Below are 10,151 nucleotides of genomic sequence, written 5' to 3'. Positions count from 1 at the left end.
GGGTGATCGTCCGAGGAAAACGGCGAAATCCTTGATCGCACGGATGTGGGACTTCTGCGCCTTGTCCCCCATTCCACGGATGCGCATGTCTTCGATCATCCGCTGGCGCAGCGGGGTTACTTTCTCTTCTGTCATGGGAACCTCCTGTCTGATGATTGAGAAGACCCCAATCGTCAGGCAGGTCGGTCAAAACGCAAAATGCGCACCACTTTGGGGGCGTGTCACGCCATTAGCCAAATGCACCAATGCCGCGAAGCGGCTTCGTCCAAGGGCCGATTTCGCAAAATTTAGGTTCCGGCTCATTTATGATCAAGGTTGTCGAAGCAGTGGGAGAGCGCATGTCAAACCGCGAACGCCACTTTGGCCCGGTCGGCGACGGTGAAAGCGGGTCAATGCCGGGCTTTGCCGGAATGGGAAGTGCGCGAAATCAAAGCCTTGGCGTGGAAGCGACTGAAATCTATAAGCTATTGGAATCGCTAGAGCTTTGGCTCATAATCTGAAGGTCGCAGTTGTGTGGGTAATATAAGATGAGGATTAGGTGGCTTTCGCAAGTTTACTGATGTTCGGTATAGGTCAAATCCCCCTCCCGCAACCATAAAACAGTTTTATAACAAATACTTGAAATCCGACAAAAACACTTGTGTACAAGCACACCCGTTTTACGTCAACGCCACGGCAACGTTTACAGAGTCCCTCTGAGACCCAGGGGGCCTTTTGCGTTTTAACCTCGAGAAGCCCCCGCAGACCGCTTCAAGATTTGATCGACTTTGCGCCGCGATGGGGCCAGCCTTCGGTTAAAACAAGGCGTTTTGACTATCTAGGCGACGCTAACTACGCGATCAAAAATACGTCAGCGCGCTTTTGCGAAAGCCCGCAAACACATCAATCAATTGCTGCTGTAATGATGATTTCCACAAGTAGATCATCCCCCGCCAGCCGGGCCTCGCCGCAGGCCCGTGCAGGGGCGGACCCTTTCGGCACCCAATGATCCCAAACCGCGTTCATGGCGTCGTAGTCCTTGATATCGGCCAGCCAGATGACCGCTTGCAAAATGCGGTCGCACGATGATCCGGCCTTTGCCAACAGCGCATCAATGCGGGCAAGGCAATCTTGGGTCTGGGCGCCAACATCGTCGCCGCTTCCCACCTGTCCGCATAGATAGGCGGTGGCGTTGTGAATGACGATTTTGCTCATGCGGGCAGATGTATCAACACGGGTGATCATGGGGGCTCCTGTTTAGGTGTTGCGGCGCGTCAAGTGGCGCAGATAGCGGGTTTCGGCCTTGCGAAAGGCAAAGGTGATGGCCAAAACGATCAGGAAATACAGGCCAGCCGCGGTGATGAAACCTTCATAGGCAAGATAATAGCGCCCATTGAGCCAGCGCCCGACACCAAGGATATCTTGCAGGGTGATGGTGCTGGCCACGACCGAGCCGTGCAGCATAAAGATCACTTCGTTGGAATAGGCAGGAATGGCGCGGCGAAAGGCGGAAGGCAGGATGATGCGGCGCAAGCGGCCCCATTTACTGTGGCCCGAAGCAATTGCAGCCTCGACCTCGCCCAGAGGTGTGTCAACAATCGCGCCGCGCAGCAGTTCGGTGGAATAGGCGGCGGTGTTCAGGGTGAAAGCGATCAGCGCACACCACCAGGCCTGTGAAAGGATCGGATCCCAAAGCCAGCTTTGGCGGATCACCTCAAACTGTCCGACCCCGTAATAGATCAGGTAGGTTTGCACCAACAAGGGTGTGCCACGAAACACATATGTATAGGCCCAGATGATCGGGTTCAGGATGCGGTGACGGCTGGCGCGGGCGATGGCCATTGGGATCGCGATAAGCCCGCCAAGGACAAGCGACAGAAAGGTCAGGTTCAGCGTCAGCCAGACGCCATACAGAAACCGGTCAAAATTTGCCGCGATCAGACTGATGTCCAGCGGGAACCATGCAAGGAACTGTTCCATCATGCCCGCACCCCGCCAACGCTATAGCGCCGATCAAGGGCGCGCAGCGCGATATCGGAAATCGCGGTCAGCGTCAGATAGATCACAAAGGCCGCCGCCATAAAGGTAAACAGCTGCCCCGTCGAACGGCCTGCGGTAAAGGCATTGTAAACAAGATCTTGCAACCCGATCACCGAGACGAGCGCCGTGGTCTTCAGCTGCACAAGCCAGGTGTTGGTGAACCCCGGCAAGGCAAAACGCACCATTTGCGGCCAGATGATATGGCGAAAGATCAGCCCGCGCGGCATGCCGCAACTGATGCCCGCCTCGATCTGACCGCGCGGAATCGCCATGATCGCGCCGCGGAAAGTCTCAGTGAAATAAGCGCCGAAAATCACGCCGATGGTGCCCGCACCCGCCGCAAACTGGCTGATCTCGATATAGCCCCACAGGCCCAAGGCCTCGCCCAGATTGTTCAGCGTGACCTGACCGCCGTAAAACACCAGCATGATCAGCACCAAGTCCGGCACGCCGCGCACAAGGGTGGTATAGGCATTGGCAAAACGACGTGCGATGCGGTTCGCCGACAGCTTTGCCCAGGCGCCCAGCAGGCCAAAAATCACTGAAATCACCAATGAGGCCAGCGCCAGTTGCACTGTCAGCAAAGTGCCAGACAGCAATTGCGCGCGGTATTCGAAGATTAAATCCATCGCTGTCTCCATGAGTAAAGGGGGCCAATAGCGGCCCCCTTTTTGTGTTAGTTCCCAGCGGGACGGCCGCCGTAGATATCAAAGGGGAAATAGGCATCGTTGATCTTGGCATAGGTGCCATCGTCGCGGATTGCGGTGATCGCAGCCGACAATGCATCGCGCAGCGCGTCATCGCCCTTGCGCACGGCAATACCCACGCCTTCGCCATAGCAATCCACATCCAGATGATCGCCGCCAAGGAAGCCGTAGTCAGCGCCTTCCGGCTTGGACAGGAAGCTTTCCTGTGCGATCAGGCTGTCGGACAATTGCGCGTCGATGCGGCCAAGTGCCAGATCGCGGAACACTTCCTCTTGGGTGCCGTAAAGCACGATTTCCGCACCCGGAAACATCTTTTCGGCATAGCACTGATGGGTTGCCCCGCGCTGCACACCGATGCGCTTGCCTGTCAGACCGGCATCGGTGCCTTCAAAGCCTGCATCCTTTTTGGCGACCAGACGCGCCGGAGTCTGGTAGTATTTCGCAGAAAAATCGATCTGGCGCTTGCGCTCTTCGGTGATCGACATGCTGGCAACAATGGCGTCGAATTTCTTGGCCTTCAGCGCCGGGATCATCCCATCCCATTCCTGTTCGACCATCTCGCAGTCACGCTCCATCTGTGCGCAAACCGCCTTGGCGATGTCGATGTCAAAACCTGCAAGTGTGCCGTCGGCCTCTTTGAACGAGAACGGCGGGTAGGCGCCTTCGACACCAATGCGCAGCGGCTCATTGGCAAGGCTGGGGGTGGCCAGCATCAGGGCGGCAAATGTGGAAAGAAGGGTTCTTCTGATCATGGGATTTCCTTTTCGGTTGCGGGTTCAGGGTCAGTTCATCCGGGCCAGAAAGGCGCGGAATTGGTCGGTTTGCGGGTTGGCAAACAGTTGCTCGGGCGGGCCTGCCTCACAGACCTCGCCCTGATGCAAAAACACGGTTTTGGTCGAGACATCGCGGGCAAAGGCCATCTCATGCGTGACAACCAGCATGGTGCGGCCCTCGGCGGCCAGATCGCGCATCACGGCAAGAACCTCGCCGACCAATTCGGGGTCAAGCGCACTGGTGGGCTCGTCAAACAGCATCACATCGGGGTCCATCGCCAAGGCGCGGGCAATGGCGACACGCTGTTGTTGGCCACCCGACAGATGCGCGGGGTAATAATCGGCGCGGTCCGACAGCCCAACCTTGGCAAGCAGGGCCATCGCCTGTTCGCGCGCCTGCGCCTTCGGGATTTTTCGGACGTAGAGCGGGCCTTCCAGCACGTTTTCCATCACGGTCATATGCGACCACAGGTTAAACCCCTGAAACACCATCGCGGCGCGGGCACGCATCCGTTCGACCTGCGCAATATCTGCGGGGATAACATCACCATGGCGGTTGCGCGTCATCTGCATCTTTTCCCCGGCAAGGTAGACATCACCGGAATTGGGCGTCTCGAGCAGGTTGATGCAGCGTAAAAACGTGCTTTTGCCCGAACCGGATGCGCCCAGAATGGCAATCACATCGCCTTTTTGCGCCTCGAGCGAGACGCCTTTGATCACCTCGTGTGCGCCGAAACTCTTGTGCAGATCAACGACTTTCAATGCGGCTTCGGTCATGCATTCTGCTCCTGTAGGCTGGCGATTTCGCCGAGTGTGATGGGTTTGATAGGGGTGCGCGCACGTGGAGGGCTTGGGCTTGTTCCACAGGCGGCAAGAATGCCGCGCGTCGTGATTTCACACATGCGGCCCTGACACGGCCCCATTCCGGCGCGGGTTGCGGTTTTGACCTGACGGGGGCCGTTCGCACCTTCGGCCACCGACTGGCGGATGTCGGCGGCGGTGATTTCTTCGCAGCGGCACACAATGGTCTTGCCTTCGGGCGCCAGAATCTCGGGGCTTGGCGCGTAGGCCGCATCCAGAAACGGCCGGATCGCGCGGGCGCGGGTAAGGGCCGCGCGCGGCGCTGTGCTGCGTTGGTTGCGGCTGTCTTCGCCAATACGACCCGCGAGGTGCAAGATATCAAGGGCTGCCAACGCGCCCGCCGCCTGCGCCGCATCCGCCCCCGCAATGCCCGCGCCATCGCCTGCAATGTGGATGTGCGGCTGATCGGTGCGGCCCCATGGGCCAACAATCGGCTCAAACGCCTGTTGCGCGTGGTTCCAGCGATGGCGGACACCAGCGGCGCGGCTGATATGGGTGGCAGGGATAACGCCTTGATGGGTCAGCAAAAGCGGCGTTTCTATCCGGTGGCGGCGGCCCTTGGCGGTGAAGGAAAAGGCGATATCGCCTTTGTCGTTCGGCTCGGCATGAAACGCCGCAGCCCCTGTGTGGCGCACCACGCCCGCGGAACGGATTTTCTGCAACAGCCCGACGCCCTTGACCAGCGTTGGCAAGGCCAGCACCGCACGCGGCAGGGATGGCAGGGCACGCAGCATCATCGCACGGGTCTGGGTTTCCACCAGCGCCTTGGGCGGTGCGCCTGCGTCAATCATCTGCGCGGCAATCAGATAAAGCAGCGGGCCAGAACCTGCCAGAACGGCATCGCGCGCCAGCAGACCCGCCGTTTTCATCAGGATTTGCGCAGCCCCTGCGGGCATCACCCCCGGCAAGGTCCAGCCCGCAAACGGCGTCGGGCGCTCTTGCGCGCCGCCTGCCAACAGCAGATGTGGCGCTGCGCTGATATGGCTGATACCGCCTTGCGACCAGATCACACGGCCCCCAACCTCAACCCGCCAAACCGTTGCGCCAAATTCGGCACGGATGTTGGGGTGGCCAAGGTCTGCAACCAACCCAGCTCCGGCCGCATAATCCTTGCCCAGCCAGCCGCGCGGCGCACCATTGCCGACATTGCGGTAAATCTGCCCACCGGCGCGCGGCTGTTCGTCAAGCACCAAAACGCGCATGCCACCTTGCACGGCAATTGACGCGGCGGCCATGCCTGCGGGGCCAGCGCCGATGATGATCAGATCGGCGTCAGACATCTGCTGCCCCCAGTTTGCGCAACCCCATCTGGCGGCGCACGGCCATGCCATCGCGCACTTCGGTCATGCAGGCCTGCACGTTGGGCAGGCCATCCACTTCAACCAGACACTCAAAGCACACACCCATCATGCAAAACGCGGTGCGCGGGCTATCGCGCCCCGTGGTGCGACTGGCCTCACCTGAATGGCAAAGAATTGCGGCGGCAAGGCTGTCGCCGGGATGCGCGGTCAAAGGCGCACCATCCAGCGTCAGGCGCAATGCCCCCTCAGGCCGCGGTTGAAAGCGCGAAGCGATTGTCATCGAAAGCCCCCTTTTCTGGTGCGGTGGCATCATTCACAATCCAATCCTTCAGGTTGGATGCATGCAGCGGGGCCAGCGTGACACCGCTATGACAGGTCACGAGGAAGGCCTCGGGATGCAGGGACGAGCGCGCATAAACCGGATAGCCATCGGGCGACATCACCCGCAGCGCGCCCCAGGACCGCACCACCCGCACCCCCGCCAGCGCCGGAAACACCGTGACCGCATGACGTGCAAGCCCGCGCATCATCGTCAGCGTTTCCGCATCATTCAGCCCCGCATCGGCATGGGTGCCCCCGATCTGCACGCCGCCCTCGTCAACTTGCCGGATCGTGCTAGAGAGAAATGGCAAGCGGTCTGCCAGCCTTTCGGTAATCAGCAACTCGCCACGCTGCGGCCGAATGCGCGCGTTAAAACCAAGGCTTGTGGCCAGATGCGCAGCACCAAGCCCTGCACAAAGCACCAGCTTGCCCGCCCCGCGCCGCGCGCCATTGGCCAGCGTCAGATCAAAACCACCACCCGAGGCCGGCGTGGCTTTCGTAACCTTGGCATCCGTGATGATCCGCCCGCCCAGCGTTGCCACCGCCCGCCGCAGCGCGCGCAGCAACCGCAAAGGATTTAGATGGCCATCCAGGGCGCAGAAACTCGCGCCAACCACGCCTTGCCCGATGCCGGACATCTCGCGCCGCAGGTCGTCGCCTGTCAGAACCTCATAGGATTTCCTGCCCAGATGTGCCTCTTGTCGCGCCAGATCTGCGGTGAAATCGGCCAGCTCTGCGACATCGGTGAAAAACTCATATCCGCCCGATTGCGACAGGGCCACATCAATGCCCGAGGTCTGGCGCAACGAGGCGGCAAATTCCGGCCACGCCGCCACCGCCTGCGCCGTCCAGCGCGCATAGGGCGCAAAATCGGCGCCTTTGCCTTGCAGCCAGACCAGCCCGAAATTGCCTTGACTCGCGCGGAAATCATCGTCCGCTCCGTCCAGAACTGTCACCGCTTGGCCCGCACGCAACAGGCCAAGCGCCACCGAAAGGCCCACAACGCCGCCGCCGATAAGGGTGATGTCTGATTGGCCCATGCGATTCCTCCGGCTTCGAAAATCGCATAAAACCATTCATGCGAATAATTCTTGTTTTTGCCAAACCCATACGCTTGTGGTATGTATCGCGAATGTTGCATCGCCTGTCCCATCGCCAGCTAGAAGCGTTCCGTGCCGTCATTGAAAGCGGCAAGGTCACGACTGCGGCTGAATTGCTCAACACCACGCAACCCTCCATCAGCCGACAAATTGCCGATCTGGAACAGGCGGTCGGTTTTCGGCTGTTTGAACGGACCGGCCGCACACTGATGCCCACCGCCGAGGCACTGGCGCTTTATGAAGAGGTAGAGCGGTCGTTTGTCGGGTTGGCTGAAATTTCCCGCGTGGTGCGCGACATTCGCGATTTTCGCCAAGGCGGATTGTCGATAGCCGGAATGCCTGCGCTGGCTTTGAAATTTCTACCGCAAGTGATGGCTGATTTCGCCAGAATCGCCCCCGGAATTGTGGTGTCACTGCGCGCGCGCAGCTCGCAAGCGGTCTTGCAACATCTGGTTTCGCAGCAATTCGATTTGGGCTTTGCGGCGTTGGATACCGATCACCCCGCTGTGCGCCGCAGCCCGATTTGTACCGCGCCGATGATGGCGGTGCTGCCACTCGGGCACCCGTTGGCGCAAAAGCCACGGCTAGAGCCTGCCGATTTCCATGATCAGGCCTTCGTCGCCCTGGGTGCCGAGATTGCGACAAGAACCGAGACAGATGCTTTTCTGGCCCTCGGTCAGGCCCGCCCGCGCCTTGTGGCGGTGGCCCAGCTATCGGCATCCATCTGTGAATTGGTCGCAGCAGGGTCGGGGATTTCGATAGTGGAGCCGGTTACGGCGCTGAATTTTGCCGAAACAGGCAAAGTGATCTTGCGACCACTGCATCCCCAACAACCGTTTCGTTATGATCTGCTGTTGCCCGCCCTGCGAGAGCCGTCACGGGTTGCCATGCAGTTTTTGACGTTAGTCGAAGAACGGTTCACCGCAATGAATCGCCGGATTGAAGATATGGCCGTCAGAGGGTGATGAGCGGATACGTTTATCCAGCATCCGAATGCCTCAGATTTAGAGACGCAATTCCGGACAATTTGAAAAGAAACAACACCAGAAACCTGCGCAAAACTCATAGCGTGGCTAACGCAAGCAGGCCTCGTTCAGCCCGAGTCTCAAAGTTGCCTTGCCGACCATACCCGTGCCAACACTGCTTGTCGCGATCGATACTTAAAGCCGTCCATTCCGGCAACAAGCACAGAGCAAACCGATAGCCCGCTTCGTCGGATCGACAGCATTCATCAAACTGAAAATGGCGTCCGACACATCCAGTTGCACGCCAGCGGGCTCCCAAGCGCTGCCATTCCAGACCACAAAAACCGCCGCACCCGCGATCCACGCCAATCACCGCATGTGGCATCAATCGCAACCATATGCCATCAACCCGGAAGGCCTGGTTCAGATACTGGCCCGCCCACAGGCCGGTCGCCCTGATGCCACGATGGGTGGAACGCCACCGGTCGGGCTGGCAGGCAGAGTGGTTCGGCTACGGTCCAAGGCCGATAGCTGAGCCAATGCATCCAGCAGCCGCAGCGCTTCATTGTAGATGACGCAGAAAAGCGCGTAACCACCTTGAAAATAATCATAAATACTCGGTCGGCTTATGTTTTCCAAGCATCTCACAATCTGGGCAATGTGTGACGCCGCTTCAGTGCACGTGCCGCTTACGTGACCAAAACACGCGACATCGGCAATGCGAATACTGTGCTCTACCATCTGCGCTATAGCGGAGTCTTACGCTGAAATCGTCGCCAATGAACGCCTCGCGGGCTGGCGCGACCGCGCCGGAACCGGTCGAAACGATAGCGGCATGGAAAATATCGAAATCAAAGCGCCCTATACGTAAGCATTGATCGCCAAATACGAAGGTATATCGAATCTATTTGACATATATTTTCCCAAATGCCATGAAAGCCGACAGTATTCGACAACATTCACAATGATTCGAGAATGTTTTGAGTATCAACTGCAAGCCCGCAACGTCGAAATGCCACACGTCGTATCAAAGGCAGTCCGGCGCCAATGCTAACCGAAAAACCGTGGTTCACGATTTGCACCTGTCGCGAGGAGGCGACACGGCAGTCGTTTGGGGAGAGAAGAATGTTCAAGATTTTATTCAAAAGCTTGGTGGCAACCGCTGGCGCGGTGCTACTGTCTTCGGCTGCCTATGCTGCCGACTTGAAGGGCGCCATCGTGGTGATGGATCTGACAACAAATGCATTTCAGATCGAAATGGCAGATCAGGCGGTTGCCTACGGCAAAGAAATCGGCGCCGACGTAAAGGCCTATGCGCCTGAAGGATCGTTTGGCGACTATGAAGGCCAGATTTCCATCATTGAAGACCTCATCACCAAGCACGTCGATTTTATTGTTCTGGTTGCCGGCCATACCACCGCGCTCGTTCCTGTTGTCGATAAGGCAATGGCTGCGGGGATTGCTGTTGTGAACATGGACAACCGGCTGAACACCAACAATGTGGTGTCCTATGTCGGTGTTGATAACGGCCAAGGCGGCAAGATGGCTGTTGACTATATCGCCTCCAAACTCGGGGGCGTTGGCAAAATCGCTTTGATCCAAGGCGAAACGGGCAACCCGGTGCAAATCCTGCGCACCAAAGGTTTTGAATTGGGCGCGCTGGTCCACCCCGGCTTGGAAGTCGTCGCACAACAAGGCGCGCACTGGACCGAGGAAGAAGGCCTGAAGGTCATGGAAGACATCCTGCAGGCACATCCCGAAGTGAATGCAGTGTTCGGCGAGTCCGATAACCTTGCCGTCGGTGCTGCACGCGCCGCCAAATCGGCCGGTCGCTCGGAAATCATCTTTGTCGGTTATGATGGCCAACAAGGCGGTTATCAGGCGATCAAAGCTGGCGAAGTGGCCGCTACGATCCGCATGGACGCCCACAAAATGGTGCAGTTAAGCATCGATGCAGCCGTTCAGTACATCAAGAATAACAAGTCGCGGGACGGCATTGCGCCGGAAACATACATCAGCCCCGAGTTGGTGACTTCCGCCGAAGTCGACCAGTATATCAAGTGATTGGCCGCGCATCGGGCCACTGCCTGATGCAGCACTGAAA

General features: G+C 58.6%; 11 protein-coding genes and 1 pseudogene. 3 read left to right on the top strand and 9 right to left on the bottom strand.

Going from position 1 to position 10,151, the window contains the following annotated elements; all coding sequences use genetic code 11:
- Positions 1 to 135 (bottom strand): annotated as a pseudogene (locus tag AKU79_RS02045) (tyrosine-type recombinase/integrase); the annotation flags it as partial.
- 170 nt (positions 136 to 305) lie between these two features.
- Here AKU79_RS02045 and AKU79_RS02040 point away from each other — a divergent pair.
- Complete coding sequence (locus tag AKU79_RS02040) at positions 306 to 500, top strand: hypothetical protein (protein WP_050521921.1); 195 nt, start codon at positions 306 to 308, stop codon at positions 498 to 500.
- A 382-nt stretch (positions 501 to 882) separates the two neighbouring features.
- On the opposite strand, the gene AKU79_RS02035 is transcribed toward AKU79_RS02040, so the two are convergent.
- The 8 genes from AKU79_RS02035 to AKU79_RS02000 are packed head-to-tail and all read right to left on the bottom strand — an operon-like array spanning position 883 to position 7,022.
- Entirely contained in the window at positions 883 to 1,224 is a 342-nt protein-coding gene (locus AKU79_RS02035; RefSeq protein ID WP_050521920.1) for a RidA family protein, read from the bottom strand.
- A 12-nt stretch (positions 1,225 to 1,236) separates the two neighbouring features.
- Positions 1,237 to 1,962: an ABC transporter permease gene (locus AKU79_RS02030; RefSeq protein ID WP_197087187.1), complete on the bottom strand. Its 726-nt coding sequence runs from the start codon at positions 1,960 to 1,962 to the stop codon at positions 1,237 to 1,239.
- Positions 1,959 to 2,648, bottom strand: coding sequence for an ABC transporter permease (locus AKU79_RS02025; RefSeq protein WP_050521929.1), 690 nt, complete (start codon positions 2,646 to 2,648; stop codon positions 1,959 to 1,961). Before AKU79_RS02025 ends, AKU79_RS02030 begins: the two co-directional genes overlap by 4 nt.
- Positions 2,649 to 2,695: 47 nt before the next feature.
- On the bottom strand, positions 2,696 to 3,478 hold the full coding sequence (locus AKU79_RS02020; protein WP_050521918.1) for an ABC transporter substrate-binding protein: 783 nt from the start codon (positions 3,476 to 3,478) through the stop codon (positions 2,696 to 2,698).
- Between the two features lie 30 nt (positions 3,479 to 3,508).
- Positions 3,509 to 4,276 carry an ABC transporter ATP-binding protein gene (locus AKU79_RS02015; protein WP_050521917.1) on the bottom strand — a complete coding sequence of 256 codons (768 nt, stop codon included), beginning with the start codon at positions 4,274 to 4,276 and terminating at the stop codon, positions 3,509 to 3,511.
- The gene (locus tag AKU79_RS02010) at positions 4,273 to 5,640 is read right to left on the bottom strand and encodes an FAD/NAD(P)-dependent oxidoreductase (RefSeq protein ID WP_050521916.1); all 1,368 of its coding nucleotides are present in this window, start codon (positions 5,638 to 5,640) and stop codon (positions 4,273 to 4,275) included. The genes AKU79_RS02015 and AKU79_RS02010 overlap by 4 nt, the downstream gene beginning before the upstream one ends.
- Positions 5,633 to 5,941: a (2Fe-2S)-binding protein gene (locus tag AKU79_RS02005; RefSeq protein WP_050521915.1), complete on the bottom strand. Its 309-nt coding sequence runs from the start codon at positions 5,939 to 5,941 to the stop codon at positions 5,633 to 5,635. Before AKU79_RS02005 ends, AKU79_RS02010 begins: the two co-directional genes overlap by 8 nt.
- The gene (locus tag AKU79_RS02000; RefSeq protein WP_050521914.1) at positions 5,907 to 7,022 is read right to left on the bottom strand and encodes an NAD(P)/FAD-dependent oxidoreductase; all 1,116 of its coding nucleotides are present in this window, start codon (positions 7,020 to 7,022) and stop codon (positions 5,907 to 5,909) included. Before AKU79_RS02000 ends, AKU79_RS02005 begins: the two co-directional genes overlap by 35 nt.
- A gap of 92 nt (positions 7,023 to 7,114) precedes the next feature.
- On the opposite strand from AKU79_RS02000, the gene AKU79_RS01995 reads away from it, so the two are divergent.
- A complete protein-coding gene (locus tag AKU79_RS01995; protein WP_050521913.1) occupies positions 7,115 to 8,047 on the top strand; it encodes a LysR substrate-binding domain-containing protein in 933 nt (310 codons plus the stop codon).
- A 1,125-nt stretch (positions 8,048 to 9,172) separates the two neighbouring features.
- The gene (locus AKU79_RS01985; protein ID WP_050521912.1) at positions 9,173 to 10,111 is read left to right on the top strand and encodes a sugar ABC transporter substrate-binding protein; all 939 of its coding nucleotides are present in this window, start codon (positions 9,173 to 9,175) and stop codon (positions 10,109 to 10,111) included.
- Positions 10,112 to 10,151 lie beyond the last annotated feature (40 nt).

This window comes from Pseudorhodobacter wandonensis, from assembly GCF_001202035.1.
In the GTDB taxonomy this organism is placed as follows: Bacteria; Pseudomonadota; Alphaproteobacteria; order Rhodobacterales; family Rhodobacteraceae; genus Pseudorhodobacter; species Pseudorhodobacter wandonensis.
This window is presented reverse-complemented; position numbering and strand designations above follow the sequence as displayed.

Bases quoted from the DNA above. Each gene is read 5' to 3' on its own strand.
- AKU79_RS02040 (WP_050521921.1), top strand. From the start codon at position 306: ATGATCAAGGTTGTCGAAGCAGTGGGAGAGCGCATGTCAAACCGCGAA.
- AKU79_RS02035 (WP_050521920.1), bottom strand. From the start codon at position 1,224: ATGATCACCCGTGTTGATACATCTGCCCGCATGAGCAAAATCGTCATT.
- AKU79_RS02030 (WP_197087187.1), bottom strand. From the start codon at position 1,962: ATGATGGAACAGTTCCTTGCATGGTTCCCGCTGGACATCAGTCTGATC.
- AKU79_RS02025 (WP_050521929.1), bottom strand. From the start codon at position 2,648: ATGGATTTAATCTTCGAATACCGCGCGCAATTGCTGTCTGGCACTTTG.
- AKU79_RS02020 (WP_050521918.1), bottom strand. From the start codon at position 3,478: ATGATCAGAAGAACCCTTCTTTCCACATTTGCCGCCCTGATGCTGGCC.
- AKU79_RS02015 (WP_050521917.1), bottom strand. From the start codon at position 4,276: ATGACCGAAGCCGCATTGAAAGTCGTTGATCTGCACAAGAGTTTCGGC.
- AKU79_RS02010 (WP_050521916.1), bottom strand. From the start codon at position 5,640: ATGTCTGACGCCGATCTGATCATCATCGGCGCTGGCCCCGCAGGCATG.
- AKU79_RS02005 (WP_050521915.1), bottom strand. From the start codon at position 5,941: ATGACAATCGCTTCGCGCTTTCAACCGCGGCCTGAGGGGGCATTGCGC.
- AKU79_RS02000 (WP_050521914.1), bottom strand. From the start codon at position 7,022: ATGGGCCAATCAGACATCACCCTTATCGGCGGCGGCGTTGTGGGCCTT.
- AKU79_RS01995 (WP_050521913.1), top strand. From the start codon at position 7,115: ATGTTGCATCGCCTGTCCCATCGCCAGCTAGAAGCGTTCCGTGCCGTC.
- AKU79_RS01985 (WP_050521912.1), top strand. From the start codon at position 9,173: ATGTTCAAGATTTTATTCAAAAGCTTGGTGGCAACCGCTGGCGCGGTG.